General features: G+C 69.1%; 27 protein-coding genes. 13 read left to right on the top strand and 14 right to left on the bottom strand.

The features are described from left to right. Window positions 1-7: 7 nt before the first annotated feature. From SYV04_RS00635 to SYV04_RS00600, 8 genes are all read right to left on the bottom strand, one after another. Complete coding sequence (locus tag SYV04_RS00635) at window positions 8-649, bottom strand: hypothetical protein (RefSeq protein ID WP_321543586.1); 642 nt, start codon at window positions 647-649, stop codon at window positions 8-10. 25 nt (window positions 650-674) lie between these two features. Beyond that, on the bottom strand, window positions 675-1,067 hold the full coding sequence (locus SYV04_RS00630; protein WP_321543585.1) for a DUF4150 domain-containing protein: 393 nt from the start codon (window positions 1,065-1,067) through the stop codon (window positions 675-677). Window positions 1,068-1,078: 11 nt separating this feature from the next. Beyond that, window positions 1,079-1,732 (bottom strand): DUF3540 domain-containing protein, encoded by a 654-nt coding sequence (locus SYV04_RS00625; protein WP_321543584.1) that lies wholly within the window; start codon window positions 1,730-1,732, stop codon window positions 1,079-1,081. Window positions 1,733-1,740: 8 nt separating this feature from the next. Further along, the gene (locus SYV04_RS00620) at window positions 1,741-2,787 is read right to left on the bottom strand and encodes a pentapeptide repeat-containing protein (RefSeq protein ID WP_321543583.1); all 1,047 of its coding nucleotides are present in this window, start codon (window positions 2,785-2,787) and stop codon (window positions 1,741-1,743) included. After that, window positions 2,780-5,419, bottom strand: coding sequence for a DUF2169 domain-containing protein (locus SYV04_RS00615; RefSeq protein ID WP_321543582.1), 2,640 nt, complete (start codon window positions 5,417-5,419; stop codon window positions 2,780-2,782). Before SYV04_RS00615 ends, SYV04_RS00620 begins: the two co-directional genes overlap by 8 nt. Continuing rightward, on the bottom strand, window positions 5,416-7,746 hold the full coding sequence (locus SYV04_RS00610; RefSeq protein ID WP_321543581.1) for a type VI secretion system Vgr family protein: 2,331 nt from the start codon (window positions 7,744-7,746) through the stop codon (window positions 5,416-5,418). The genes SYV04_RS00615 and SYV04_RS00610 overlap by 4 nt, the downstream gene beginning before the upstream one ends. A 195-nt stretch (window positions 7,747-7,941) precedes the next feature. Next, the gene (locus SYV04_RS00605; RefSeq protein WP_321543580.1) at window positions 7,942-8,655 is read right to left on the bottom strand and encodes a Bax inhibitor-1/YccA family protein; all 714 of its coding nucleotides are present in this window, start codon (window positions 8,653-8,655) and stop codon (window positions 7,942-7,944) included. 76 nt (window positions 8,656-8,731) lie between these two features. Continuing rightward, entirely contained in the window at window positions 8,732-10,204 is a 1,473-nt protein-coding gene (locus SYV04_RS00600; protein ID WP_321543579.1) for a hypothetical protein, read from the bottom strand. Between the two features lie 76 nt (window positions 10,205-10,280). On the opposite strand from SYV04_RS00600, the gene SYV04_RS00595 reads away from it, so the two are divergent. The 10 genes from SYV04_RS00595 to SYV04_RS00550 all read left to right on the top strand — a co-directional run bounded on the left by SYV04_RS00595 (window position 10,281) and on the right by SYV04_RS00550 (window position 18,159). Then, a complete protein-coding gene (locus SYV04_RS00595; RefSeq protein ID WP_321543578.1) occupies window positions 10,281-10,874 on the top strand; it encodes a 2-hydroxychromene-2-carboxylate isomerase in 594 nt (197 codons plus the stop codon). A gap of 43 nt (window positions 10,875-10,917) precedes the next feature. Beyond that, entirely contained in the window at window positions 10,918-12,567 is a 1,650-nt protein-coding gene (locus SYV04_RS00590) for a thiamine pyrophosphate-binding protein (RefSeq protein WP_321543577.1), read from the top strand. Between the two features lie 79 nt (window positions 12,568-12,646). Next, the gene (locus SYV04_RS00585) at window positions 12,647-13,093 is read left to right on the top strand and encodes a hypothetical protein (RefSeq protein WP_321543576.1); all 447 of its coding nucleotides are present in this window, start codon (window positions 12,647-12,649) and stop codon (window positions 13,091-13,093) included. A gap of 283 nt (window positions 13,094-13,376) precedes the next feature. Then, on the top strand, window positions 13,377-13,862 hold the full coding sequence (locus SYV04_RS00580) for a hypothetical protein (protein ID WP_321543575.1): 486 nt from the start codon (window positions 13,377-13,379) through the stop codon (window positions 13,860-13,862). Window positions 13,863-13,873: 11 nt separating this feature from the next. Beyond that, a complete protein-coding gene (locus SYV04_RS00575) occupies window positions 13,874-14,332 on the top strand; it encodes a hypothetical protein (RefSeq protein WP_321543574.1) in 459 nt (152 codons plus the stop codon). A gap of 107 nt (window positions 14,333-14,439) precedes the next feature. Beyond that, window positions 14,440-14,817, top strand: a complete 378-nt coding sequence (locus SYV04_RS00570) for a hypothetical protein (protein ID WP_321543573.1) — start codon at window positions 14,440-14,442, stop codon at window positions 14,815-14,817. 10 nt (window positions 14,818-14,827) lie between these two features. Then, window positions 14,828-15,430 (top strand): hypothetical protein, encoded by a 603-nt coding sequence (locus tag SYV04_RS00565; RefSeq protein WP_321543572.1) that lies wholly within the window; start codon window positions 14,828-14,830, stop codon window positions 15,428-15,430. 9 nt (window positions 15,431-15,439) lie between these two features. After that, entirely contained in the window at window positions 15,440-17,161 is a 1,722-nt protein-coding gene (locus tag SYV04_RS00560; RefSeq protein ID WP_321543571.1) for a hypothetical protein, read from the top strand. Further along, on the top strand, window positions 17,155-17,577 hold the full coding sequence (locus SYV04_RS00555; RefSeq protein WP_321543570.1) for a MerC domain-containing protein: 423 nt from the start codon (window positions 17,155-17,157) through the stop codon (window positions 17,575-17,577). Before SYV04_RS00560 ends, SYV04_RS00555 begins: the two co-directional genes overlap by 7 nt. Window positions 17,578-17,610: 33 nt before the next feature. Beyond that, complete coding sequence (locus SYV04_RS00550; RefSeq protein WP_321543569.1) at window positions 17,611-18,159, top strand: isochorismatase family protein; 549 nt, start codon at window positions 17,611-17,613, stop codon at window positions 18,157-18,159. Between the two features lie 5 nt (window positions 18,160-18,164). Here the strand turns inward: SYV04_RS00550 and SYV04_RS00545 are convergent, their stop codons facing one another. The 6 genes from SYV04_RS00545 to SYV04_RS00520 all read right to left on the bottom strand — a co-directional run bounded on the left by SYV04_RS00545 (window position 18,165) and on the right by SYV04_RS00520 (window position 23,419). Further along, window positions 18,165-19,037: a metal ABC transporter permease gene (locus SYV04_RS00545; protein WP_321543568.1), complete on the bottom strand. Its 873-nt coding sequence runs from the start codon at window positions 19,035-19,037 to the stop codon at window positions 18,165-18,167. Continuing rightward, window positions 19,018-19,836 (bottom strand): metal ABC transporter ATP-binding protein, encoded by an 819-nt coding sequence (locus SYV04_RS00540; protein WP_422723898.1) that lies wholly within the window; start codon window positions 19,834-19,836, stop codon window positions 19,018-19,020. The genes SYV04_RS00545 and SYV04_RS00540 overlap by 20 nt, the downstream gene beginning before the upstream one ends. Beyond that, entirely contained in the window at window positions 19,823-20,665 is an 843-nt protein-coding gene (locus tag SYV04_RS00535) for a hypothetical protein (RefSeq protein ID WP_321543567.1), read from the bottom strand. The genes SYV04_RS00540 and SYV04_RS00535 overlap by 14 nt, the downstream gene beginning before the upstream one ends. Window positions 20,666-20,668: 3 nt before the next feature. Continuing rightward, complete coding sequence (locus SYV04_RS00530; RefSeq protein WP_321543566.1) at window positions 20,669-21,592, bottom strand: metal ABC transporter substrate-binding protein; 924 nt, start codon at window positions 21,590-21,592, stop codon at window positions 20,669-20,671. Between the two features lie 24 nt (window positions 21,593-21,616). Then, window positions 21,617-22,933, bottom strand: a complete 1,317-nt coding sequence (locus SYV04_RS00525; RefSeq protein WP_321543565.1) for a porin family protein — start codon at window positions 22,931-22,933, stop codon at window positions 21,617-21,619. A 66-nt stretch (window positions 22,934-22,999) separates the two neighbouring features. After that, a complete protein-coding gene (locus SYV04_RS00520; RefSeq protein ID WP_321543564.1) occupies window positions 23,000-23,419 on the bottom strand; it encodes a hypothetical protein in 420 nt (139 codons plus the stop codon). A gap of 72 nt (window positions 23,420-23,491) precedes the next feature. Here SYV04_RS00520 and SYV04_RS00515 point away from each other — a divergent pair, with 72 nt between their 5' ends. From SYV04_RS00515 to SYV04_RS00505, 3 genes are all read left to right on the top strand, one after another. After that, the gene (locus tag SYV04_RS00515; RefSeq protein WP_321543563.1) at window positions 23,492-23,836 is read left to right on the top strand and encodes a Rieske (2Fe-2S) protein; all 345 of its coding nucleotides are present in this window, start codon (window positions 23,492-23,494) and stop codon (window positions 23,834-23,836) included. Between the two features lie 94 nt (window positions 23,837-23,930). After that, a complete protein-coding gene (gene folE / locus SYV04_RS00510) occupies window positions 23,931-24,488 on the top strand; it encodes a GTP cyclohydrolase I (RefSeq protein ID WP_321543562.1) in 558 nt (185 codons plus the stop codon). Then, on the top strand, window positions 24,485-25,921 hold the full coding sequence (locus SYV04_RS00505) for an FAD-binding oxidoreductase (RefSeq protein WP_321543561.1): 1,437 nt from the start codon (window positions 24,485-24,487) through the stop codon (window positions 25,919-25,921). Before folE ends, SYV04_RS00505 begins: the two co-directional genes overlap by 4 nt. Window positions 25,922-25,991: the final 70 nt, after the last annotated feature.

Below are 25,991 nucleotides of genomic sequence, written 5' to 3'. Positions count from 1 at the left end.
CGCTGGCTCAGCGCGCGGAGCGGGAGTCCACGTAGTCCTTGGCTTCCTTCAGGCTCGCGCCGGTGAGCTGCCGGTAGAGCTTGATCGCCTCGATGGCCTTGCCCTCGGCCGCGAGGGCATCGACCTTCTTGAGATCCTCCGCGGACGCCGCTTCCGGCAGGGGCTTGCCCGCGACCCGGGCGCGGTTGCTCCGGCTCGACGCGCCTAGCATCTCCACCAGCCGCACGGCCTCTTCCTGGGGAGCGCCCGCGCGCGACACCAGGAGCTTCACGGCCTGCTCGCGCTCGGACTTGTCCATGTGCGCCTTCACGTCGCACGCGAGCTCGACGGTGAGGGCCTCTCCGAAGGACAAGTGGCCCTCCTGGATGGCCTGGAACGTCTGGACGTACGCATGCGCGTCCACGTTCGAGATGCCCGCCACTTCATTGAGCAGCTTCACCGCGAGCAGGGGCGTGTTCTCCTGGACGAGCTTGCGGGCCTGCTTCACCGCGGACTGCGGCACGTTCTTCAGGGCCTGGGCCTCCTTCTCGGAGCGCTGGGCCTTGCCCCCTCCATCGGAGAACAGGATGAAGAGGGTGACCCCTGCCGCGATGGCGATGCAGAGCCACGGTCCCCGGAAGATGGCCTCGACCCAATTCGGGATGTCCACGCGCGCGGCTCCTTCTCCAAGGCCCTCAGGGGGCGAGGATGAGCACCTTGGTCTGGCTCGGGACGATCCGCATGCCCGGGCAGTTGGTCGAGTTCTGCAGGGCCACGCTCGTCAGGCGCGTGGCGGGCATGCCGCCCACCAGCACGGTGAAGGCTCCCGTCAGGTGGCGCGCCGGCCCCATCACGGTGCCCGAGGCGACGCCCATGGCCACGCCGGCGTTGTCTCCGTTCGTCAGCGGGACCATGGTGCCCAGGTTGTGGGCGGGCGTACACATGAACAGGATGTGATAGGCGGCCGGCACGCCCATGGGCCCCATGGCGATGTTGGGGTAGGGGATGGGCGTCGGCGCGGGTATGGGCGTCAGACAGACGTCCGGAAAGCCCATGTCCATCCCCATCATCTGCGTGTTCGCGAACATGGTGGCGCTCCCTATCCGAGGTGGATCTGCTCGCCGTCGACCTTGATCAGGTCCTTGGCGGTGATCAGCGTGTTCTCGCCGCGCAGGCTGGCGTTGTTCTGGGCCACGTAGTCGATCTGCGCCGCGCGTACCTGATCGTGCTCCTCGACGAAGCGGTAGGAGCGCTTCACCCGCTGCAGCATCCGGTCGAACACCGAATCACAGCTCTCGGCCATGACCTTGATGCGGTCGAACTCGGCGCGCACGAATGCGCCGAGCACGGAGAGCTGGCGGACCACGACGTTGCCCTCGGTCGCGTGTACGCGGACCCCGCCGGCCGTGACGGAGACCTCCTGGGCGGAGACGAGGTCCACGCCCTCCTGGGCCGCGACCACGAAGCGCCCGCGCGGCAGCCGGACCTCGAGGTTTCCCTCCGAGACCAGCCGCGCCGGAGCATCCGACTCGCGCTCCAGCACCGCGAGCACGTAGCACTGCCCGCCAGGCAGCCCGCTCAGCAGGACGACGTCTCCCACCATGGGCTCCACCAGACAACTGAAGGCCCGGCGCGCACCGTACATGCCCGACTCGGTGCGCACCGTGAGCGCGCCCCCGTCGCCCGTCTCCATGACGGTGCCCGACTCCTGGAACGCCTCTTTCTGCTCCCGCACCCTCGCGAGCTGTCGCATACGTCCTCTCAGTATCTCGGCTTCCAACGTTCGGCTTCGGCCAGCTCCGGATCGTCTCCCAACGCCCCTCGCCCCTTGTTCAGTGTGCCCTCTTCCTTCGTCCGGTGGAACTTCGCCCGGGTGACGGTGGCGCCCGTGAAGTGCGCCCCCGACACGTCCGCCGAGGAGAAGTCCGCGTAGGTGAGGTCGGCGTTGGTGAAGCGCACCACCAGGCAGGCGGCCCGGTGAAGGATGCACTGCTGCATCTGGGCGCCGGTGCAATCGGCCTGCGTCAGGTCGGCGTCCATGAAGATCGATTGGAACAGCTGCGTCCCGCGCAGGCTCGCCCGCTTGAGCTTCGCCCCCACGAACAGGGCGTTGGGAGCCTGGGCACCGTCCAGCTTCGCGCCCTCCAGCAGGGCGTCCTTGAAGTTGCACTGGGTGAGGTTCGCCTCGCGCAGGTCGCACCCCGTGAGGTCTGCGCCGGTGAACTGGGTCAGCGTGAAGTCGCCGCCGCGCAGGTCCAGGCCGGCCAGCTTGCTCTCCACCAGCACAGCCAGCTCGAACTTCGCCCCACCGAGCTTCGCCTGGCGCAGGTCGGCCTGGTACAGCGTCGTCTGCTTCAGCCTCGCGCCCGTGAGGTCCACGCCCGCCGTCTTGGACTCGACCACGGCGGCCCGGTCCATGTCCGCCCCCGCGAAGGAGGCACCGGACAAGTCCACGCGCAGCAGCGCCGCCTGCTGCATCTTCGTCCCGCTCAGGTCCGCGGAGACGAGCTGGGACTGGATGAACTGCGTGAGCACCAGCGAGGCCTTGGCCAGCACCGCGCCCTTCAGGTTTCCCTCCTGCACCACGGCGTGTTGGAGCTGGACTCCGCCCATCCGCGCACCGGAGAAGTCACACTGGATGAACGTGGACTCGCGCAGATCCGCGCCGGTCAGGTCCGCGCCCTGGAAGCGGACCTTCTCGAAGATGGCGCCCGACAGATCGGCGCCCGCGAAGGCCGCGCCGGACAGATCCAGATCCGTGACGGGCTCACCGCGTTCGATCCAGGCGCGCAGCTCGGCCCTATCCATGGGGGCTCCGGGGGAGGATGCGCACCTGCTTGACGTTGGCGTCCTGGAGGCTCTTGGCCGAGCCACGCACGCGGGCGAAGTCCACCCGGAAGAGGTTGGCGCCCCGGAAGTCCGCGCCCTGGATGCGGGCCTTCTGGAGGATGCCTTGCATGAGGTTGCAGGACACCAGGTGGGCGTCCGTCAGGTCCGCCTTCATGAAGCGCGCCTCGGGAGCCACCGCCCGGTAGAAGCGGGCCCGCTGCAGGTTGCTCTCGCTGAGGTCCGCGCCCTTGAGCGTGGCCTGGCTGAAGTCGGACTCCTCCAGGCGGGTGGAGCGTAGGTTGGCGCCCTGGAGGTTGGCCTCCCGGAAGTCCACCTTGGCGAAGGAGCAGTCCTTGACCAGGCGCAGGTTGTCGAGCTGGGCCTTGTAGAAGCACGCCCCGTCCCCCTTGCAGGTGACGAAGACGGCGCCGGTGAGGGTGGCGCCGGTGAAGTCCACGCCGGCCACCGTCACCTCGATGAAGTTGCTCTTGCGCAGGTCTGCGCCCGCCAGCTTGATGCCGGACAGATCGGTCCGCAGCAGCGTGAGCTCGCGCGCCACCACGCCTCCCAGGTCCGCGCCAGCCACCACGGCCTCCGAGAGATCCACGCCCTCCATGCGCGCCCCGCGCAGGCTCGCCCGGGTGAGGTCCGCGCGGGCGAGGATGACGCGCGACAGGTCTCCCGGCTCGGCCATTCGCGCCTTCACGAGGCGGGCCTGGCCCAGATTGGCGCCCGCGAAGACGGTGCCGGACAGGTTCGCCTCGGACAGGTCCGCCCGCGCGAGCACCGCGCCGGTGAAGTCCGCTCCGCTCAAGTCGGCGCCGCTGAGGTTCACGCTCTCCATCAGCGCGCCGCGGAAGTTGGCCCCCGGCAGCTCCAGGCGAGACAGGTCGGCGCCCGTCAGGTCCCGGCCCTCGAAGCTCTCGCCCGCCTTGAAGAGCGCGAGCACCTGCTGACGAACCCGCGCCGCCTCCTCTGGAGGGAGCCGCGAGGCCGCTGGCTGGTGGTGCGCGCTGATGCGGTAGCTCAACAGCAGCGCCGCCTCCGTCTTGCGCAGCTTCTCCTCCAGGGCTGGATCCTGGACCTGCGCCTCCACGTTGGGCAGGTTGACACCGAGCGCCTTGAGGTCGGCGACCGACTGCTTCATGCGCGCCAGCTCCGCGTCGGCGGAGTAGGCGGGAGGGCCGCCCTGCTTGCTCTGGTGCTTGGCCACCACCTGGTCGTAGTCCAGCCCGAGCTGCTTGCAGATCGCTCGGGCCTCCTGCTCGGCCTTCGTGCGGTTCGCCTCCGCCTGGCGCAGTTGCTCGTCCGCCGTGGCCATGGCGGTCTGGATGACGGCGCCCAGCTCCTCCAGCTTTGGCGGCGGAGGCTCCGGCGGCAGCGCCTTGGGCACGTGCTTGTCCGGGTCGAGCCCCTGTGCGCGGATCTCCTGCCGGATCCGCTCCATCTCGAGCTCCGCGCGCTTGCGCAGGTTCTTCTCCAGCCGCTTCTCCGGAGCCGGGGGCAGGTCCGGCAGCTCGGCCCACGCGGGCTTCGCGCCTTCGGCCGCGGGCGGCATCAAATCACTGTCCCGGAGGGCGGCCAGGTACCCCTTCTCCCGGTCGAGCCGCTCGGCGAGCACCCCGCGATAGTGCGCCAGCGGTCGAGGGGCATCCGGTGCCTCGCAGGCCACCATGAGCTGCAGCACGTCCGCGGCGTCGTCCTCGGTCACCTGGGTGACGGCGCGGAACACGAGCACGCCGCGCTCCGCATGCGGGAACAGGTGGACCGTGTCGAGTCGCGTGGACAGCTCGCGGAACTCCTCGCCCTTGTCCGTCTTCTGATTGATGAACGCCCGCGCCTTGAGGTGGGGCAGCCGTCCCTGGAGGACCGGCTTGGCCGGGTGCATGTTCTCCAGCGTGAAGGGCTCATCACCCTGGAGATAGCCGTCGAACTGCTGATCCTCCGGCGCGGTGTTGAAGAAGGTCCAGTCGATGTCCTTGGCGAAGCCCGGGAAGCGCTCCTTCATCCACTTCTCGTCGTACGTCCCCGTCTTCGAGAAGCGCTGGGGCCAGGTGAGATCGTACGGGCCGAACCCGGCCGGCATCCGCTTGTCCTTCGGGGTGCTGACGAGCTGCTTGGGGTTCTCGATGTTGGGCAGCGGGTGCAGCTCGCCCTGGGGCGTGCGCACGGGCGCGAAGCCCTTGCCGAGCGGGTTCTGCGGGTAGCCCGCTCCGCCGTACGCGTTCGCGTAGGTGATGGGCAGCTCCTTGAAGGGCAGGGGCTGCGTGGGCACGCCGCCCTTCCAGAAGCGGTCTCCCACCGCGTAGAGCGTCTTGTCCACCTTGCCCAGCCGCAGCCGCACCGGACAGGCTCCCTGGCCCTTGCTGCCGGCAGGGTAGGCCTTGGCCGTGAGCAGCACCTCGGCGTGGGCCTTGGGCATGCCCATGTCCAGGGCCGCGTCCTTGCCCAGCTCCTTCGGGAGGAACTTCCACAGCTCCACCTCGGAGAGCAGCTGGGAGGGCGCCTCGAACGAGAAGAAGGCCAGCACGCTGACCGCGAAGTGGAACACCCCTTCGTGCTCGAAGGGCCGCGTGAGGATGCCCAGTCGCTGGGGCTTGATGCCTTTCATGGAAAGATCGTGATGGCTCTGCAGGCGATCTCGAGGGCCGCGTTGCCGATGCGGGGACCGGTGGTGTTCTTCACCTCCAGGTCGATGGCGGACAGGCTGATGCCGCGCTTGCCGAGCTTGAGGACCGAGGTGACCTCGATGGACGGGCCCAGGTGCGTGGCCACCTTCAGGCCGATGATGGCCTCGATCGCCGAGCCGAGCACCGAGTCGATCTTCGACACTATGATGTTCTCGTTCTTCACCCCGAGCACGGTCTCCGAGGTCGCGGAGATCTTGAAGGAGGCCTCCGCCCCCACGATGCTCTCCTTCTTGTCGGCCACGTAGCTGACGGTGGCCGAGCCCACCACGGTGTGCGTGAGGTTGGCCGAGTGCGTCTGGGTGACGTTGCCCGTCACCGTCTGCATGACGTTGCCGGTGATGGTCTCGGTCTGGTTGCCGGTGACGGTGTTCTTCTGATTGCCCGTCACGGTGGTTTCCTGGTTGCCGGTGACCTTGACGGTCTGGTTGCCGGTGACCTTCACCTCGTCGTTGCCGCCGACCTCGTGCTTCTGGTTGCTCGTCACCTTCACTTCACGGTTGGACAGGACCTCGGTCTTCTGGTTGCCGTGGACCTTGTAGTCCTCCTTGCCCTTGACCTCGACCTTGTGGTCGGAGTCCACCGTGGTGTCCCGCTTGGCCTTGTAGTGCTCGCGGACGTCGAGGGTGACCTCCTCCGTCTGATGCCCGTCCACCCGGATGTCCAGGTCGCCGCCGAACTCCACCAGCCCCTTGCCCATGGAGGACAGGTGGACGTTGTAGCCGGCCCCATCCGGGGCGCCCAGGTGGAGGAGGGTCGACTCGGGCGGCGTGGTGATCTTCAGGTACTGCGCGCCGTCGTTGTCCTCGATCTCCATCCGGGTGCCGCCGCCGGTGAGGATGACGTTGTGGGTGGCGTTGTCCACCGTGACGGGGCTGGGCGTGTGCGTGTTGGGCACCACGCCGGCGATCACCGGCCGGTCCGGGTCTCCCCCCAGGAACACCAGCATCACCTCGGTGTTCTTGCGCAGCGGGAAGTGGAAGCCCTCGTTCGGTCCACCGTGCGGCTGCAGCATGCGCAGCCACATGGAGGCCTTGCCGTTGCGCGGATCGTTCTCGTCGAAGAAGACCTGCACCTTGTAGCGGCCGTGGCTGTCGATCTGCGCGTAGGTGCTGTCCTGCTCCCCGTCCACCACGCCCATCTCCGTGCCGTAGATGCGCGGAATGGGCGTGAGGCGGCGCGGCCGGAACTGCACGGTGGCGGGGATGGCCTCCATCCGGACGAGGTAGGTGGGCGCTTGCGGCTCCTGCTGGGGGCCTTCGCCGAGCACGCCCTGGGTGCCCTCGTGCGTCACCGCCACGGCCAGGTACGACACGTTGAAGGAGGGGCGCGGGTGCGCCGTCACGTCGAAGGTGTAGCCCGGGCGCACGTCGTAGGTGAGGCCATGGCCCTCGAACACCACCTCGCGCGACTTGAGCTCCTCGGAGCGCACCTTGGCCAACCGCTGGCCCTCGCCCGGGGTGCTGTAGTTCTCGTCATGGCTGACCACGTCCCCGTCGCCGTTCTGCACCACGGGGTCCGTCTTCATCAGATCCATGGTCGGCCGCAGGTAGTCGTACTCCCGCAGCTTCACCTGCTTGGGGCGGATCTGGTGCCGGCACACGAAGGCGTGGAGCGCCTCGGTGCCCATGGTCTCGCTCGAGCCCTGAGGGAAATAGCGCACCGAGCCGCTGGCGGTGTGCTTGTCCTGGGCGTCGGTGATGATGAGCTTCTCGCCGGCGTCCAACTGCTCGAAGAAGTAGTAGAGGCCGTCCCGCTCCAGGCGCCGCGACAGGAAGTCCAGGTCGCTCTCCCGGTACTGGGACACGTGCGGCATCTTCTCGTACTTGGTGGGCCCCAGCCGGAACTCGAAGTCCTTCTTCTCCTTGAGACCGTTGGACAGGAGCACGTCCATGGCGATGTCCTTGACGGTCTTGTCCACGAAGACGTTGCTGTGAACGCTCAGGCCCAGCCGCCACAGGCGCGGCACCAGCGTCACCCGGTAGATGGCGTTGTCGGCCACCTCCTGTACCCAGTCCACGGTGGAGAGGATGCCGTGGAAGGTGCCGCGCCGCGTGCCGTTTCCCTCGTGGATGTCCAGGGTGGCCGCGGTGTTGATGGCCTCCCCCATGTCGAAGGACAGGCCCTCGTCTCCAGGCATCACCAGGTCGAGCGTGAAGCTGTAGAGCCGGGACAGCCCCTCGTGGCCGGACACCCGCATGACTCGCGTCTCGGTGGGGAGCTTGTCACACGTCAGCGTGAAGACGTCCATCTCGGGGCACCCACTCGCGGCGCGGCCCGTGCGGAGGCGCGGGCACGGTTGGAGATCCCACAACCGTATGTCAGCTGGCTGACACCATCAACCGCGAGCGATGCGTCCGACTCCCTGGGTAGGGAGTCGGAGCCCGACGGGGAGGTCGCCTTCACCACGGGTCCGTGAAGGGACCTCCCAGGGCGTGGATCCGCGTTAGCGGCGGCGACCGAGCAGCCGCAGCAGGGCGAGGAACAGGTTGATGAAGTCCAGGTACAGGGTGAGCGCGCCGACGATGCTCACGCTGGCGGCGCTGCTGTAGCCGGTGGTGGCGTGCATCTCGCGCAGCTTCTGGGTGTCATAGGCGGTCAGGCCCGCGAAGACGACCACGGAGGCACAAGCGACGACGAAGGACATCGCGTCGCTGCGCAGGAAGAGGTTCACCAGACCGGCCAGCACCACGCCCACCAGGCCCATGAAGAGGAAGGAGCCCCAGGCGCTCAGGTCCTTCTTGGTGAGCGTGCCGTAGAGGCTCAGCGCGCCGAAGACGCCGGCGGTGAGCAGGAAGGCCTGGCCGATGGAGCCCGCGGTGTAGATGAGGAAGTAGATGGACAGCGTCATCCCCGTGAGCGCCGAGTAGGCCAGGAACATCAACCCGGCCACCGGGCCGGACAGCCGGGGCGCCATCAGCGAGAGCAGGAAGACCAGGCCCAGCTCCGCCAGCAGCAGCGGGATGCGCCACGCGACGGCTACATTCAGCAGCTGCTGGTTGCTGACGGTGAAGAGCGCCACCAGGCCGGTGACCATGAGGCCGGCGAACATCCAGCCGTACACGCGCGACATGAACGCGCGCCGCGACTCCTGTACGAGGGCGGCGTTGACCTCCGACGAGGCGGAGGCGGACTGCCATCCCGAGGTTTCCCAGGCCATTCGAAGCTCTTCCTTTCCAGCGCCGGAGGAGCCCGGCGGCAAGCGCTACCTTATATAGCGCGATCTCTCTCGCGCTTCAGATGGCCTTCCAGGCCATGAGCAGCTTGTGGGCGACCTCGGTGGTGATGAGCGGCAACACGCCGCCGCCGCCCACGATGTTGACGATCTCTCCCATGGAGCCGCGGCACACGCCGCCCCAGGCTGGCTGCCTGGCCAGCCCGACCGAGGCATAGGCGGAGTAGTCCACGAAGAACGAGGTGGGCAGCGCGCCGGTGTCGGTGCAGACCAGATGTTCCTCGGGCGTCGTCTCCACCACCTCCTGCACCACGTAGCCGCCGCCGGTCGGGTCCGAGACTGCTCGCTCGCACAGCTCGGCCCAGGTCAGGGGCCCTCCATAGAGGGCCTGTGCGCGCTCGTTGTACGGCACGCTGCCCACCGAGCGGCCGAGGAACACGGCCTTGCCGCCGTAGTCCCAGGAGCGCTTGAGCACGAAGCGGCGAGGCTCGGCGGCCACCGCGGCCACCAGATCGTCCAGCGCCTCGCCTCCGGGCCCTGTCGCGGGGCCGCTCCGAAAGCGCCGCGTCCAGGGGACGGAGACGCGGATGGCCTCCAGCTCGGAGGCGTCCAGGCCCGCGCCCTCCGCGAGCGCCGGATCGGTCACGGCCTGCGAGAGCAGGGCGAAGGTCGCCTTCACCTCCATCTGCGAGGTGGGCGGGTTGAGGAAGACGGCCTTCTTGCCCGGCACGACGCCCAGGAACTCCTCCACCCAGGGCGAGGGCGTCTCCTCCAGGCGCCGGATGAAGAGGTGGCGATAGACGAGCTCGTACTTCTTGCCGTTCACGATGAAGGCGTCGTCGCCGGACACCTCATCCGGGTGGACCACGTCCGCGTCCGCGCCGAACTCGCGGAAGCGCTCGCACAGGTAGCGCAGCTCGGTGATCTGCGCGTCGTTGCGGCGGCAGAGCAGGGCGATGGTGTCCGGCAACTTCCCGTCGCGCTCGGCGGCGTACCCGTCCAGCAGGGCGCGGTAGAGCGCCATCGCGTTGCTGCCGTTGAGCGTCAGCAGCGCGTGGATGGCGCGCTCCGGGTAGTTGAAGTGCCGGGCCACCACCTCGAGGAACGAGCGCGCGGCGATGTCCGAGTAGCCCTGCATCGCGGGGATGGTGGTGTTGATCTCCAGGGCGCGTGCCTGGTTGCCGGTGTCCACGAAGAAGTCCACGCGCGTGGTGGCCAGCCGGGCGACGTGGCTGAAGGTGCGCTCGGCGATGGAGCGCTCCAGGGGCGAGAGCGCGCCGAGGAGGACTTCGCGGGAGCCACCGTTGAGCACCGCCTCGGCCATCTTGTGCGTGGCGGAGGACAGCTTCGTGGCCAGCTCAGCGCGGCGGCGGATCTCCGCGGCGTCGAGGATGACGGGCGTGGCGGTGATGGGGATGGGGCGGGTGGTGCCGTCCTTCTGGGTCACCGCCAAGCCGCGCTGGTATGCGGTGCGGGACAACTCCGCGCCAAACTTGGGGGCTTGGAACCGCAGGACTTCTAAAAGTTCATTCACGGGGATAAACCTTCTTCGCGATACTTCCAGACATGCCACCTGGCACCGCGCCAGGTGTCCCGGGTGGAGCCGCTCGATGGCCAAGACGCTCGAGTTCTTCTTCGATTACGCCAGTCCGTATTCCTACCTCGCCTCCCAGCAAGTGGAAGCCGTCGCGCAGCGTACGGGTGCGGAGCTGCGCTGGCGCCCCTTTCTCCTGGGTGCCGTATTCAAGGCCACGGGGAACGTGCCACCGGTCACTAACGCGCACAAGGCCGCTTATCTCGGCAAAGACCTTCAGGACTGGGCGCGCCACCTGGGGCTGCCGGAGTTTCGGCTTCCGGAGAGCTTCCCCATCAACTCCTTGAAGGCCAACCGGCTCGGGCTGGTGGCGACGGAGCAGGGGCGCATCGCCCCCTTTACCCACGCTGCTTATCGGGTCGCCTTCGTCGAGGGCCGGGACCTGAACGATCCGAAGGTGCTCGCGGAGGTGGCGAATGCGGCGGGCCTCGTGGCGGAGACGGCGATGGCGCGCGCGGAGAGCCAGGAGATCAAGGACGCCCTGCGCCGCAACACGGATGAGGCCGTGGCCCGGGGCTCCTTCGGCGCCCCCACGTTCTTCGTGGGGGAGGACATGTATTTCGGCAATGATCGACTGATGTTCGTGGAGCGGGCCCTGCGGGGGGCCTGAGCTTCACGAAGAGCTTTCAACGACTCACGGGAGGAGGCACGGCATGTCGGTGACAGGCGGGCAGCTCGTCGCGAAGATGCTCAAGAAGGAGGGCGTCCGGCACATCTTCACCCTCTCGGGGTTGCATGTAGCCCCCATTTACGCGGGCTGCGTGGAGGAGGGCATCCAGGTCATCGACACCCGGCATGAGCAGGCCGCCGCGCACGCCGCGGATGCCTATGCCCGGGTGACGCGAGGCATTGGCGTGGCGGTGGTGACGGCGGGTCCCGGCGTGACGGACGCGCTGACCGGCGTGGCCAACGCCCACGCGGCCAGCTCGCCGATGATCCTCCTGGGCGGCGCGGCACCCATCTTCAACCAGAGCCGCGGCTCGCTGCAGGAGATGGAGCAGGTGGACCTGTTCCACCGCATCTCCAAGTGGTCGGATCGCATCCCCACGCCAGATCTGGTGCCGTCGTATCTGGCCAAGGCGTTTCGCGTGGCGCTGTCCGGTCGGCCGGGGCCCGTCTTCCTGGAGCTGGCGTGGGATGTGCTCTGCAACGGCGCGGACGAAGCCGCCCTGCAACTGCCGGAGCGCTACCGTACGGATGCGCGACAGCCGCCGGATCCGCGCAAGGTGGACGAGGCCATGGCGCTGCTGAAGTCCGCCGAGCGCCCGGCCATCATCGCCGGCTCTTCCGTGTACTGGGACGGCGCGTGGGATGCGCTGCGCCGCTTCTGCGAGACGGCGCAGGTGCCCGTCTACCTCAACGGCGCGGGGCGTGGCTGTCTGCCGGCGAGCCACCCGCTCTTCTTCCAGCACACGCGCAAGGATGCCTTGAGCGGCGCGGACGTGGTGTTCGTCATCGGCACTCCGTTCGACTTCCGCCTCAACTATGGCGCGGAGCCCACCTTCAGCGCGGAGTCGAAGATCGTCCAGGTGGACATCGATCCGACGGAGATCGGCCGCAACCGGCGGGTGGAGGTGGGCATCATCGCCGACAGCTTCAGCGCGCTCACCGCGTTCGCGGACGCGACGCCGCGCACCGAGCGCACCTCGTTCCTCTCGGGCCTGCGTGCCCGCGAGAACAAGAAGCTGAAGGACCTGGAGGCGTGGACGAAGGACGACAGCGCCCCCATCCACCACTACCGGTTGGCCAAGGAGATGTCCGACGTGGCCAACTCGGCGGGGCAGGACCCGGTGTTCATCGCGGACGGTGGCAACTGGGTGGCCATGGCCGCCAAGGTGATCGAGCTGCGCCAGCCGGGTCGCTGGCTGGATCCGGGACCGCTGGGGTGCCTGGGCGTGGGCGCGCCGTTCGCCATCGCCTCCAAGACGCTGCACCCCAACCGCACGCACTGGGTCATCCAGGGCGACGGCTCGTTCGGTCTCAACGGCATGGACTTCGAGACGGCGGTGCGCTTCAAGCTGCCCATGGTGTGCGTGGTGGGCAATGACGCGGCCTGGGGGCAGATTCGCCTGCCGCAGGTGGGCATGTTCGGCGAGGACAAGTCGCCGGGCACGCTGCTGGCACCTACCCGCTACGACAAGGTGGTGGAGGCGCTGGGCGGCCACGGGGAACTCGTCACCGAGCCCGCGCAGATCCGCCCGGCGCTGGAGCGCGCGGTGGCCAGCGGCACGGTGGCCTGCGTGAACGTCATGCTCGATCCGGACGCGCCGACGAAGGCGGGCGCGATGGGGTACGCCGTCTGAGTCGATGCTTCGACTGGCTTGCACCCGGCAAGGGACTGGCTTACAAATGCAACTGCTGTTCACTTAGCACTCGACTGACGTGAGCCACTCCAACCGCCATTCGCCTGGAAGCTTCCACCGGCCGCGCCTGCTGGCGCTGCCGCTCGTGGTGCTCTGTGCGCTGGCGTACCTGGGGGACATGGCGCACTTCACCCTGGTTCAGCACACCACGTGTCTGGAGCACGGTGAGGTCATCCACGTTGGCGAGGAAGGGCTGCATGAGCAGCCGGCGGGGGTGGTGCTCGCCTCCTCCGACGCCGAGGTGAGCATCTCTCGGGCGGGACCGGCTGCCATGGCGTCGCACGACGCCGAGGCGCACTGCGCCCATACCTTCTTCCGCCGGGAGACTCTGACGCCCGCAGTTGAAACGCTGCTCACCGTGGAGGCGCTGGCCGTATCCAGTCCGGCCCCCATGCTGGAGCAGGTCCACCCGGAGCCTGTCGCTCGGCTCCGGCTGGCACCCAAGTCATCTCCTCCGCTGTCCTGAGCTTGTCGGAGCGCGTCTTCCTGCGCGGCGCCTGCGTGCCGTGCGGGAGTGGGGTGCTTTCCGCCGTCCCACGTCCGTTGGCTGTTTCCAGCCATGAGTCGTGCGGCGTGCGGGGCGTCTCCCTGCTGACGTAGGGCTCCGCCCGCGAAGGCTTCCCTGTGCCTGGCGCGGGAGCTTCCTCCGCACACCCTGCCGCGTGTCCCTCACCGTGCCGCTCTCTCGGGAGCACGGGGCTGGGGCGTCGCGCGGCTTTTCCGCAGTACCCACCCGTGGAGTCACACACATGAACCTGAAGCTGTTGTCCGCTGCCCTGCTGTCCACCGCGCTGCTCATCGGCTGTGGTGACGAGGAAGAGAACATTGACGTCGAGGGGTGCGAGCACCTCAAGGAAGGGCCCTCCTCGACGGTCAACGCCTCCGCCACCACCACCAACCTGTCGCAGGTGAAGGATGACCACCGCCGCTACGACATCTCGCTCGTCGATGTGACGGGTGGGAAGGGTGGCTCGGTCTCCTTCTCCGCTACGGAGGAGGCGGACTACGTCCTCTTCACCGGTGCCGACGTGCAGGTGGCCATCAAGGACGCGAATGGCCAGACCGTGGCCATCGAGGACAGCAAGACCAGCTCCTCCGAGTGCGCCGAGATCAAGGGGCGCCACACGATCCCGATGAAGGTGGGCCTGCACACCCTCACCTTTGGTCCCACCCCGCAGGCCTCCGTCTCGGTCGTCATCGAGGCGGCGGCGCATGACGACGGCCACGAGCACTGAGGGCCATGACCATGCGAAAGCTCATTCTGACGTTGGGAGTGCTGGGACTCGTCGCGTGTGCGAAGGCGCCGTCGGCGACCCACCCGGAGCTGGCCTCCGCGCACGAGAAGATGGAGGCCGACCACCGCGCGATGGAGTCGGCCCACGAGAAGATGGAGGCCGACCACCGCGCCTGGGTCGAGGCGCATGACAAGGCGAAGGGCTCCGCGGCGGATGCGGAGCATGACGCGCTGGAGGCCAGGCACCAGGAGCTGCTCTCCCGGCATGGCTCCGTGGTGGAGAGCCACAAGACGCTGATCGAACAGCATGGGCAGCTCGAGGCCACGCACGGCGACGCGGCAGCGGGGGTTGGCTCCGAGCATGAGCGCATGCAGTCCGAGCACGAGCGGATGCGCTCCGAGCACGAGTCCATGGTCACCGAGCACGATCAGATGCGCGAGGACCACCAGCGGATGTTGGGCGGCCACTGAGGCCTGCCCTGTGAGTCGAGCGGGAGGCGCCTCATTCACCTCCCGCTCTTGAACTTGGGGCCGGCGCACACCGGCCCCTCTTTTCCGACGTTCCCCAGGAGATGACGATGGGTACCTTTCAGCAGTTCCTCACCGACAAGCAGCTCGACATCACCACGATCGCGCGGCGCTCCGCCCAGCTCGAGGCCCACGACGACGCGGATCGCACCCTGGCCCAGAAGCGCTGGGAGAAGCGGCGCGACAAGGACGCGCAGGGCAAGTCCTACGCCGAACTCGACATCGGCAAGCCCCCGAGTGGACGCGGGGTGAGCGCACAGCAGCTCCAGGCGGCGCTCAAGGACCAGGCGCTGACGCCACGCGTGCGCGGGAAGATCGTGCGCGCCATCAACGCCCTGATCACCCAGAAGGGTGGGGAGCCCGTCGCCCCGGCGGCGCTCTTTGGCGAAATCAAGCCTCGCCGCGGCCCCAAGGCGAAGGCGAGCTGAGGCGCTTCCCATGGCCACGGCCCTGCCCCCTACGCTCCCCATGGACCTCCGGCGTGACGCGGAGCGCATATTCGATCTCTCCCTGTGGTGCCTCGGGAGGGATGTGTTGTGCCCGGAGGGCAACCTCCTGCTGCGTCGCGGGCTCACCCGCGAGCGTCCACCGGGGGAGCAGGGCCACAGCGTGTACACCGTCCCGCTGCCCGGAGGCGGGATCCTCAAGCTGTGGGGCTTCGGGGTGCTCTGGGATGCCGGCGCCGAGGCCGTCTACCTCGCTCGCGATGGCTTTACCCCGCGCATGGTGGACGTGGCGAGCGTGAGCTGGCCCGTCTTCCAGGTGGAGGGGCTGGGCGCCATGAACGAGCCCCGCACCTTCGAAGCGCGGCGCGACACCCGGGTCGCCGTGGTGACGATGGCCGAGTGGTTCGCCCGGCATGAGGAGTGGGTGGCGACCCACGTGGGACACGCCTGGCGGGAGGCGTGTTTCGCGGAGCGCCGCAAGGCCCCGCCCGTTCACGCGGACGAGTTGGCCGCCGCGTGGTGGCGGCTGGCGGTGCGCGTCCGCGCCCTGGAATTCGTTGTGAACGACTGCACTGCCCCCACTGTCGGGGCCTGAGAGGACACCATGCTGGCGCGACTGCTTCGAGCCGAGGAACCCTCCCTCTTCTCCCGTGGGCTCTGGGACGACGTCCCGGACTCCGCTCTCCCTACGCCTCCGCTATACGAGGGGCTGGGGCAGGCGCACCTTCCGGTGAGCACGGACCACCCTCGGGCCCAGGCGTACTTCGACCAAGGGCTGCGCCTGCTGCACATCGGTTGGGGCTCCGAGGCGCGACGGGCCTTCGCCGAGGCGGCGCGGTTGGATCCGGACCTGGCGATGGCTTGGTGGGGGTTGGCCCTCACGAGGGGGGCGGGCGCCCGGTTCGCGGGGGAGCGTGCCGAGGCCATCCAGCAGGCGCTCGCGCGATGCGAGGCCGCGACGGACCGGGAGCAGCGCTACATCGTCGCGGCGAGCCAACTGGCCGACAAGGGGCCCGCCAACGGTCGCCATGCCTTCGTGCGTGAGCTGGAGTACCTCATCGATCGCTACCCGGAGGACGCGGAGGCGCGGCTGCTGCTCGCGGGCTTTCTGATGGACGGGTATGAGTCGGATGGTCGGCCTTGCGCGGGGTTGCCCTACGCACAGTCCCTGCTGCGGGAGTTGCTGCGCACGCAGCCCCACCATGAAGGCGTCCACTACGCTTGGGTATGCGCCATGGTGGACAGCGGACGCCCCGAGGCGGCGCGGGACAGTGCGCTGCGGCTGCTGGCGCTGGCGACGCGAGCCAGCCCCTACCTGCTGAGCGCGGGGCGCCTGCTCCAGCGGATGGGGCTCACGGAGCAGGCCAGCGAGGCTTTCCAGCGGGCGGTGGAGGCCGATGACGCCTACCTGGCCCGCGAGGGGCTACCCGCGAACGCGGCGCCCTGTGCGGAGCTGGCGCTCCGGCAGTTGGTTTCCACCTGCGCCGAAGCAGGGCAGTACACCGAGGGCCAGGCCTGGGCACGACGCCTCCGGCACCGCGTGGAGCGGGTGAGCGATGGGCAGGCGATGGTGCTCGCGGCTTGCACGCTCGCGGGCCTGCACCTGCGCTTCGGCTTCTGGCGCGCGGCGGCGGATATCCACCTGGAGCTGGGCGCGGAGGCCACCGTCGCGGAGAGAGGCCTGCTCGATGGGCTGCGCTTGTACACCCAGGGGCTGAAGGCGCTAAAGGCGGGCCGGCTCACGGAGGCGCAGCGCGCGTGCGAGGGGCTCGATGCCCTGCACCCGGTGCTGGGCGAGGAGCGTCGCTCCGAGGGGCGAGTCCTCTGTCCCCGCGATGTGGCCCGAGTGGTGGAGGTGGCCTCGCACGAGCTGCTCGGGGCGCTGGAGGCACGGCGGGGAGACGCCGCACGGGCGGAGGCGGCCCTCGTCCGCGCCGTACGCCTGGAGCGCCGGGTGCGGCCCTCGGGACCCGCGCCCTACTCACGCTCCGCGCGCGAAACGCTGGCCCGCTCGCGGCTCCGCTTCGAGCGAGAGGCCAAGGCGCTGGAGCTGGCCCTGGAGCTGGCGGCGGAGCGTCCGGGCAGCGGTCACGCGCGCCTGCTCGTCGCGGAGGCACGGGTCGCGCTCGGGACCTTCCCCGAGGCGGTGCTGGACTTCTCCACCTTCCTGGAGCGCTGGCATCAGGCCGACTCGCAACTGCCCGAGCTGAAGCGGGCCCGTGCCTTCATGGCGGTGCGCGGGCGCTACCTTCGAATCGTCGGAGCCGAGCAGGTGGCCGTCGCCGAGCCCATGGCCTTCGAGGCCAGGGAGAAGGTCTCGTGTTGATCTCCGCGCGTCCCTCCGCCTCTTGGGATTGGGTAGGGCAGGCGCTCTCAGCGCTTTGCATCGTGCATTGTGTGGCGCTTCCCTTGATGTGGGGCCTGCTTCCTTCCGCTGCCGCCGAAATGCTGGAAGGGGAATGGCTTCATCAGGCCCTGATCGGGTTCGTGGGGATCACCGCCCTGGCCGCCTTCGTGCCGGGGTTCTTCCTTCACCGGCGTGTATCCGTGCCTGGGCTCGCGGTGCTGGCGCTGGTGTTGCTGTTCGGCGCGGCGTTCCTGCTCCCGGAGGAGCACGAGGGGTTCGAGGCGTTCGAGACGGGACTCACCCTCGGAGGTGGAGCGTTGATGACGTGTGCGCACTGGCGTAACCGGATGCTGTGCCGGGAGTGCTGTGCGCCGCCGGCCCCACCCACCTCTTGACGGCGGAGGGTGGGTTCGACCATGGAGGAACCCATGTCCTCCTTCCGTCTTTCCTCCAGTCAGGCCTCGCTGCTCGTCGTGGACATCCAGGAGCGCCTATGCGCGGCCATGGAGCCAGAAGCCCTCGAGCGCCTGCTCAAGCGGACGGGCGCCGCCATCGAGGGGGCCAAGGCGCTGAAGCTGCCCATCCTCGTCACCGAGCAGTACCCCAAGGGCCTGGGGCCCACGCACGCGCGGGTGCGCGAGCGGCTCGGGGAGCACAAGTCGATGGAGAAGTTGGAGTTCAGTGGCGCGGTGCCGGACGTACTCGCCGCGCTCCAGGGGCGCAAGCAGGTGCTCCTTGCTGGAATGGAGACGCACATCTGTGTCTTCCAGACGGCGCGCGATCTGGTGGAGAAGGGCTTCGAGGTCTGGCTGCTCGCGGACGCCGTGCTCTCCCGCTCAGCGGAGGATCGGCGCGTGGGCTTCGAGCTCTGCAAGGAGGTCGGCGCGCGCGTCACCACGGTGGAGTCGGCCCTCTTCGACATGCTCGGGCGCGCGGGCTCCCCCGAGTTCAAGGCGATCTCCGCCGCCGTCCGGTAGGGCTCTCAGCGCGCCGGTCGGACCAGTCCGCGCAGGGCGCGCAGGAGCACGGCCACTACCACCAGTGCGCTCGAAAGGACCGTCTGCGAGCCGCCCACGGGGAAGTCGTAGAAGAAGGCGAACAGGTAGCCGCCCACGCCGGAGATGCACCCGGCGAGGGTGGCCAGCAGGAAGGTCCAGCCCAGCCGCAGGTCCAGCACGAGCGCGGCGATGGCCGACAAGGTGGAGAAGGCGAAGACGGGCAGCGCGCCGAGCGCCCGTGCCGATACGCCCACCATCACGCCGATGGAGATCATCAGCACCGAATCCAGGAGCCGCACGGGCAGCCCCTGCACGCGGGCACCCACCCGGTCGAAGCTGGCGAAGGTGAGGCCTCGGAACCACCAGAGCTGGATGAACAGGACGGCGGCGCCGACGATGGCCACGGCGGCGAGCTGCTCCTCGGTCACCAGCACCGCGGTTCCGAAGAGGATGCCCTGGATGTCATGGGCCTCCTGCGCGATGCGGTCGCCCACCAGCACGGCCGCGCCGCCGGCGAACGCGAAGGCGAGGCCCAGCATGCTCTCCCGAGTGAGCTTCAACCGGGCCGGGTCCGCCATGAGCAACAGGGTGGCCAGCAGGGACAGGCCGGTGGCGCCCAGCATGGGGTCCACGTGCGTGCCCAGGTGGATCTCCGCGAAGAAGGCGAGCGCCACGCCGAGGCCGGCCGAGTGGGTGACCGCGGCGCTGACGAACACCATGCGCCGCAGCACCACGTAGACGCTGAGGAAGCCCAGGACGCCCCCGGCGATCAGCGCGCACAGGACGGGATCTCGGAACAGGTCGAAGCTGGCCTGGAACTGCTCCCACTTCGAGGGTTCAAGGAGGGACGGGTCCAAGTCGGGATCCTGAGGAGGCGCGAGCGCAGTACTCGTCGCCGTACTGGTGGCGGAAGGCCGGGTGGCAGAAGACGGTGGGGGCATCCCCGACGACGACGGCGGGGCCCTCGCGATCGAGGAAGAGCAGGGTGTCGGCGTGCTCGGCGGCCATCGTCAGGTCGTGGCTCACCACCACCACGGCGATGCGCCGCTCGTGCGCCAGCCCCGCCAGGCGCTGCATCGTCTCGCGCTCGGCCACCGCGTCCATGGCGGCGGTGGGCTCGTCCAGCAGCACGAGGTCCGCTTCGCTGGCGAGCACGCGGGCCAGCAGCGTGCGCTGCTTCTGGCCCTCGGACAGCTCGCGGTAGGGGCGCTGGGCGAACGCGCGCGCTCCCGCGGTGTCGAGCGCCGCCTCCGCCACCCGCCGGTCCTCCCGGCTGGGAAAGGGGTTGAGGAAGTTCCAGCCCGACATCCGGCCCCAGAGGACCATCTCCTTGGGGCGCACCGGGAGGATGGCGTCGATGCCCGCCGTCTGCGGCACGTACGCGCTCTTCATGCCCGGGCGCCCCTTGAGGATGCGGCCGGACACCGGGGACTGCAGCCCGAGCAGCGTCTTGAACCAGGTGCTCTTGCCCGAGCCATTGCGGCCCACCACCGCCACGAAGTCGCCGCGCCGGACCTGAAGGTCGATGGGCGGCAGCAGGGGCTTGCCCCCGAAGCCGATGACGAGGCGCTCGCAGGACAGGAGCAACTCCGCCGCCTCGGTCCGTGAGGAAGCGCCGACCTGTCCCGAGGCGAAGTCCTGTTCATCGGTCTTCACGCGTCACCTCCGCCGTCGGCTTCACTCCCGACAGGTATTCGAGGATCTCTGCGCGGGCCGCGGCGTTGGCCTCGGCTCCCAGATCCACGGTGCCGTCCGCGCCCGGCGTGGTGGCCGCCCAATCCACCTCGTCGAAGATTCGGGACGGGATGTCGAGCTGGAGGTGCATGAGGACGCGCGGCGCGTGCTCCCGATCGGAGGGCACGTCCAGGTCCCCTTCGAGCACCGCGACGGGCGAGGCCGTGCCCGTGGTGGCGAGTTCCAGCTGGAACAAACGGTTCCCCGGAAAGCGAGGCGTGGTGAGCGAATCACGCACGGTGCCCGCCAGTCGCAGCGTCGTCACGGCCCAGCGCGCGCGAGTGACTTCGGTGCGAGGCAGCTCGCAGTCGGGCTCGCAGCCCAGGGTGCGCGGCACGGGCGCCAGCAGGTTCAGCTCGCCCACGGGCAGGGTGGCCACTGGGGTCGCCGTGGCGCCACCTCCACTCAGCTCCGCCTCGATGTCCTCGTAGGGGATGAGCGCGCCGTCGTCGCGGTGGCAGTGGCCGCCGTGGCACAGGGTATAGCCCGGGGGAGGGTTGGCCGGATCGAAGCGCGAGGGCCCGGTGCTGGCGGCGCGGCCAATGAGCTCGATGCGCTCCAGCTGCATCGTCGCTCCGGTCACCTGGATCTGGTAGCTGGACGCGAGCTGTTGATAGCCGAGCCCTCGCTCACGAGACCCCTCGGGGGCGTACTTGGCGTTCATCGTGGCCTCGAGCGCGGCGAAGCCCGCACCGGGCTCCCAGGCGCAGCCGGCCAGCATCAGCACGGGAAGCAGCAGGGGGGCGCGCATGGCTCAGCCTCCCTTGCCCGCGAGGGCCTGCTCGAGCCGCTTCACCAGCTGCTCCATGTTCTGGAGGTACGTCTCCCCGCCGCGGAAGTCCGTGCCGCCCGGCAGGAGCACCAGCGGCGCGGGGATCTTCGAGGCCACGAGTCGCGAGGTGGCGTCCGGGTAGAAGTCCTCCTGGAGGACGAAGCGCACCTTCTGCTGTCGCCCCTGCGTCAGCACCTTGGCCACGTGCGAGGGGTTGGGAGGAATGCCCGGCTTCGGCTCGAGGAAGGCCGTCGAGGAGAAGCCCAGCCAGTCAGCCAGATAGATGGTTGTCTTGTGGTACGAGATGACCGGCACGCCGCGCAGCCCCGCCAGGCGCTTCTCCCAGTCGGCGCGGGTCTTCTCCAACTCGGTGGAGAACTTCTCCAGGTTGGCCCGGTAGGTGGCGGCGTTCTTCGGATCGAGCTGCTCCATGCGCCCGGCGATACCCTGGGCCACGGCGAGGGCCGCGCGCGGGTCATAGAGGTAGTGCGGGTTGCCCCGGGGGTGGACATCGCCCTGGCTCCGGTCCACCGCGCCGGCGGGCACATCGAGCACCTTCACGAACTGCGAGGCATCCAGGAAGCCGGGGTTGCCGGACTGGATGCGGGCATTGCGCGCGCCGAGCTGGAGCGTGGGCAGCCACCCGAGCTCCAGCTCCAGGCCCACCGCGATGAGCAGGTCGGCGCGGTTGAGCGTGAGGGCGAGGTTGGGCTTGGCGTCGACGAAGTGGGGATCCTGCGTGGGCAGGGACAGGGAGGTGACGGTGGCCTTGTCACCGCCCACGGCCTTGGCCAGGGCGGCGAGGTCCGGCACGGTGGTGACGACGTTCAGGTCGGCGCGGGCCGGCAGGGACAGGAGGCAGAGGAGGGCGGCGCTCAGCGCCGTGAAGAAGCGAAGGGTTCTCATCGGAAGGCTCCGGAGAAGAAGGGTTCAGAAGGCGTGGGCGCCGTGGGCACCCATCACTGCTTCGAGAGTGAGGAAGGCGGAGTAGTCCGGCTCCGAGCGCCAGCCGACACGGTCGGTGGCGGCCTGCAGGCGCAGCCGGGAGAACTCCGTGGGCCAGAAGGTGACGTTGGCGGAGATGCGCTGGCGCGTGGCGGTCCACTCCGGATCGAGCGGATCCTCCGCGAGGCGGCCGTCCTGGTCGCGGGCGGCGGTGCCGAACTCGTAGCGTCCGCTGGTGGCCCAGCGCCTCGAGAAGCGCCAGAGGACCTGGGCGTATCCGCCCCAGTCGGAGAGCAGATCGTCGGGCACCTGCCGGCGGCGGTAGAGCAGCTCCGCCTGCAGGGAGACCACGTTGGCGTCGGCCGCCGAGGTGGGCCGGTACTTCAGATAGAGGTCCGTGCCGTAGACATCGCTGCGGTTGCGGTAGCCCGAGGCGTTGGGGCCCGTCGCGGCGGACAGGCCCCACAGCAGCGACAGATCATCGCCGAAGGGGAAGAACTGCTTCACCGCGCCGGTGAACTGGAAGTCGAACGGAGACACCACCCGGCTGCTCTCGGCGCCGAAGAAGCTGCGCGCGGTGCTCTCGCCCGTGGCGTCGGTGCCCGAGCCCACCACCTCCAGGTACCAGGGCAGCGGCGAGAGCCAGGACACCTCCAGGCCCAGGCCCCGGTTGCCCTCGCCGCCGAAGACGCGGCTGAAGACGAAGGGCTGGTCCGCGAAGTCCCAGGCGTGGGGGTGCGTGTTGTTGAGGCGACCGAAGCGGGTGAGGAACTGGCCCGCGCGCACCTGCAGGTTGGCGGGCAGGTCCAGCGAGGTGACGTAGGCCTCTTCGACTTCCACCCCGAACTGGCTGAAGACGATGTTGCCGTTGAAGCGCAGGTACGGGTCCACCACGCTGCTGATGGACAGCTCCAACTGCTGGAAGGTGAACCCGTTGTCCAAAGGATCGTGCGCGCCGCCTTGCAGGGGTTCCTCGGCGGTGAAGGCTGCGAGCGCCACGTCGAGCACGAAGCTCAGCTCGAGGAACTGCGAGGACAGGATCTGCGGCACCGGGAGCGGAGCCGAAGCGCCAGAGGTGGGGGCGGACTCGGCGGGAGCCTGGGGCTCGGCCTTCGTGTCCTTACCGATGGCGGCCTCGATCTCCGCCTGCTCCTCGGGGCTCAGCTCCTGGCCAGAGCCCTCCTCGGCTGGCGGAGAGGCGGCGGGCTGCGTCTCCTGGGCCCGAGCGGACAGGGCGGAGAGCGAAAGAATGCTTATAAGGACAACAGGTATGCCGGTGAACCGGCGTGACGGGGATGACACTCGGGAACTCCTCGGAACCGGACGCCCGATGGACGGACGTCGACCCACGGCCTCTCGCTTCGGACGCTAGGCGCGTGCGGGTGGCGAGGACTTGGGAGCGGTCGCGAGGATGGGAATCGAGGAGAGCGGCCGAGGAGGCGCCGTCGCGGGGCGGCTGACGGCCAGGCAGGCCGACACCACCACATGCATCTCCAGGGTGAGCGCCTCATCCCGCGGGCTGGTCGTCAGCAGCGGGCAGGACTCGTGGGCCATGCGGTCCGCGCCCTGCGTGGAGGCGGGCATGGCCATGAGCCGAGACGTGGCCTCGGCGGCCAGGGACACCGTCGCCCCGCCGCTGCGCGCCATGTCCTCGAAGGTCTGATGTTCCTGGCAGTAGCGGTGCGCGTGCTCTTCGGAGTGCCCCAGCGCCACCAGCAGGGGCAAGCCCCACAGCACGACGAGCAGTGTCGCGGTGTAGCGTCGGAAGGTGGCGGCGCGATTGAGCATCGAAGGCAGGGGACTCGGGTGCTCTACTGTCGTGCTTCAGAGGTGTCAAGGCGGAGGACGGAGGTCCAACCCGTGGACGGAAGAGCCACCGAGCCATTCATTCCCGTCGCCCGGCTCTCCGACCTGGATGAGCGCGGGCGCCTCGTCGTGCGGGTGGAGGGCACCCCGGTGGCCATCCTAAGGATAGCGGGTCAGCTCTACGCCATGCAGGACACCTGCCCGCACCGGGGAGGGCCGCTCTCGGAAGGGGATGTGGACGGCTACCTCGTCCACTGCCCCCTGCACGCCTGGCCCTTCGATGTGCGGACGGGCGCCTGTCCGAGCAACGCGGGCGTGCGGCTGCGCATCTATGCGGTCCGCGTGGTGGGCGAGGAGATTCAGGTCGCTCCGTTCTCGGATAGGGTCTCGGCCCCCTGACGTCGGCCACCAAGGAGCACTCTCAGTGGGAAACCCCCGAGCCCCCCGTCGTTCCCTTCGCGGCGCCACCCCCGTTGTCCCAGACCCGGCCGCCATGGCCGCGGCGATCAAGGACTTCCTGCGCGCCGCGGGCCTGCCGCTCACGGACCCCAACCTGACCGAGACGCCGGAGCGCGTGGCCGAGGCCTGGACGAGCGAGTTCCTCGATGGCTACGGCCGCACCGCCGAGGAGGCGCTGGGGGAGACCTTCCCGGCCCCACCGGACTCCTCGGGCGAGCTGGTGGTGGTGACGGACCTGCGCTTCCACTCCATGTGTCCGCACCACCTGCTTCCTTATGAAGGCCGCGCGCACGTGGCCTATGTGCCGGGCAAGCAGGTGGTGGGCTTCGGACGCCTGTCCGCGCTGGTGGACTGCTTCGCCCACCGCCTCATCCTTCAGGAAGACCTGGCGCGCCACGTGGCCAGCTCGCTAGCGCGAGTGCTCGGCAGCCCCGCCACCGCGTGCATCCTCGAGGCGAAGCAGGCGTGTCTGCGCATGCGAGGCGACAAGCAGCGGGATGCCGTCACCCACGCGGAGGCCTACGAGGGGCGTCTGCGGCGGGATGGGCCGCTGCGCCGAGAGCTGTGGACACGGCTGGGGATGCAACGATGACGGCGCCGTTGCCGTTCGAGAAGACCTTCCCGCGCGTGGAGCCCGAGCGCCTGGAGCGTGCCTTCACCGCGCTCACCGAGGTGCTCTCCCCGGGCCAGGTGCGCCGCGACGAGGACACCCGCCAGCAATATTCCCGCGACGAGTCCGACAGCGGCGTCTTCCCGCCGGACCTGATTGTCTTTCCGGAGAGCGCCGAGCAGGTGTCCGCCGTCTTCAAGACGTGCCAGGCGCTGGGCGTGCCCTTCACCCCGTGCGGCGCGCGCAGCGGCAAGAGTGGCGGCTCGCTGCCCCTGCGAGGCGGCGTGGCGGTGAGCCTGGAGCGGATGAACCGCATCCGCTCCATCTCCGTGGAGGACCTGACGGCCGTGGTGGAGCCCGGCGTGATTACGGGCGACCTGATGAAGGCCGTGGAGGCGGTGGGCCTCTTCTATCCACCGGATCCCAACTCGTGGCAGTTCTGCACGATGGGCGGCAACATCGCCGAGAACGCGGGAGGTCCCCGAGCGCTCAAGTACGGGGTGACGCGCGACTACGTCATCGGCCTGGAGTGGGTGACGCCGACCGGGGAGATCCTCCAGGTGGGCAGGCGCACCATCAAGGGTGTGGCGGGCTACGATCTCGTCGGCCTCTTCGTGGGCTCGGAGGGCACGCTGGGGGTCGCCACGGAGATCACCCTCCAGCTCATCCCCAAACCCAAGCATGTGATGACGGCGCTCATCATCTTCGACTCGGTGCTTACCGCCGCGCGCGCCGTCTCCGCGGTGCTTGCCGCGGGCGTACTGCCCCGCACCCTGGAGCTCATCGACGACGTAGCCCTGCGCGCGGTGGACGGCAAGGCGTTCCACTTCCCGGCGGGCGCGGGCTCGGCCGTCATCCTCGAGGTGGACGGCAACGTGGAAGAGGGGCTGCTGGCCGAGCTGGCCCAGGCGGGAGAGATCTGCGAGCGGCTGGGCGCCACTCAGACGCTCGTCGCGCAGAACGAGGAGCAGCGCGAGAAGCTCTGGTCCGCTCGGCGCGGAGTCTCCACCGCCCTGCGCACGCTCAAGCCTTACAAGCTCTCCGAAGACATCGCCGTACCTCGCTCACGTATTCCCGAAATCATCGAAAAGTTGAAGGCGATGGGAACTGAGCTCGGCCTGATGGTTGCCACCTATGGCCACGCCGGAGACGGCAACCTCCACGCCAACATCCTCTACGAGGGGCCGCACCAGCGTGCCCTCGTGGAGACGGCCATCCGACGCATGCTCGAAATGACGGTGCAGATGGGTGGCACGATTACTGGCGAGCATGGAGTGGGACACGCCAAGCGTGACTACCTGGCGATGGAGCAGTCCCCGGCCGTGCTCGAATTGCAGCGCCGGTTGAAGACCTTCTTCGACCCAGCAGGTCTCCTCAATCCCGAGAAAATGTTTCCCGATCCCAAGCGTTTCTAAAGACGCAGCGGCATTGGAAACGCGCGTGCCGCTTCGCCCGTACGGCCTCTCAAGTGTTGAGAGAAACGCG

Origin of the sequence: Hyalangium ruber, from assembly GCF_034259325.1 — a bacterium.
Classification (GTDB): Bacteria; Myxococcota; Myxococcia; order Myxococcales; family Myxococcaceae; genus Hyalangium_A; species Hyalangium_A rubrum.
Note: the sequence above shows the minus strand (reverse complement) of the source record. Positions and strands in the feature narration are given on the sequence as shown.

Bases quoted from the DNA above. Each gene is read 5' to 3' on its own strand.
- SYV04_RS00595 (WP_321543578.1), top strand. From the start codon at position 10,281: ATGGCCAAGACGCTCGAGTTCTTCTTCGATTACGCCAGTCCGTATTCC.
- SYV04_RS00610 (WP_321543581.1), bottom strand. From the start codon at position 7,746: ATGGACGTCTTCACGCTGACGTGTGACAAGCTCCCCACCGAGACGCGA.
- folE (WP_321543562.1), top strand. From the start codon at position 23,931: ATGGCCGCGGCGATCAAGGACTTCCTGCGCGCCGCGGGCCTGCCGCTC.
- SYV04_RS00630 (WP_321543585.1), bottom strand. From the start codon at position 1,067: ATGTTCGCGAACACGCAGATGATGGGGATGGACATGGGCTTTCCGGAC.
- SYV04_RS00575 (WP_321543574.1), top strand. From the start codon at position 13,874: ATGCGAAAGCTCATTCTGACGTTGGGAGTGCTGGGACTCGTCGCGTGT.
- SYV04_RS00590 (WP_321543577.1), top strand. From the start codon at position 10,918: ATGTCGGTGACAGGCGGGCAGCTCGTCGCGAAGATGCTCAAGAAGGAG.
- SYV04_RS00505 (WP_321543561.1), top strand. From the start codon at position 24,485: ATGACGGCGCCGTTGCCGTTCGAGAAGACCTTCCCGCGCGTGGAGCCC.
- SYV04_RS00625 (WP_321543584.1), bottom strand. From the start codon at position 1,732: ATGCGACAGCTCGCGAGGGTGCGGGAGCAGAAAGAGGCGTTCCAGGAG.
- SYV04_RS00615 (WP_321543582.1), bottom strand. From the start codon at position 5,419: ATGAAAGGCATCAAGCCCCAGCGACTGGGCATCCTCACGCGGCCCTTC.
- SYV04_RS00520 (WP_321543564.1), bottom strand. From the start codon at position 23,419: ATGCTCAATCGCGCCGCCACCTTCCGACGCTACACCGCGACACTGCTC.
- SYV04_RS00580 (WP_321543575.1), top strand. From the start codon at position 13,377: ATGAACCTGAAGCTGTTGTCCGCTGCCCTGCTGTCCACCGCGCTGCTC.
- SYV04_RS00530 (WP_321543566.1), bottom strand. From the start codon at position 21,592: ATGAGAACCCTTCGCTTCTTCACGGCGCTGAGCGCCGCCCTCCTCTGC.
- SYV04_RS00570 (WP_321543573.1), top strand. From the start codon at position 14,440: ATGGGTACCTTTCAGCAGTTCCTCACCGACAAGCAGCTCGACATCACC.
- SYV04_RS00535 (WP_321543567.1), bottom strand. From the start codon at position 20,665: ATGCGCGCCCCCCTGCTGCTTCCCGTGCTGATGCTGGCCGGCTGCGCC.
- SYV04_RS00550 (WP_321543569.1), top strand. From the start codon at position 17,611: ATGTCCTCCTTCCGTCTTTCCTCCAGTCAGGCCTCGCTGCTCGTCGTG.
- SYV04_RS00565 (WP_321543572.1), top strand. From the start codon at position 14,828: ATGGCCACGGCCCTGCCCCCTACGCTCCCCATGGACCTCCGGCGTGAC.
- SYV04_RS00560 (WP_321543571.1), top strand. From the start codon at position 15,440: ATGCTGGCGCGACTGCTTCGAGCCGAGGAACCCTCCCTCTTCTCCCGT.
- SYV04_RS00620 (WP_321543583.1), bottom strand. From the start codon at position 2,787: ATGGATAGGGCCGAGCTGCGCGCCTGGATCGAACGCGGTGAGCCCGTC.
- SYV04_RS00605 (WP_321543580.1), bottom strand. From the start codon at position 8,655: ATGGCCTGGGAAACCTCGGGATGGCAGTCCGCCTCCGCCTCGTCGGAG.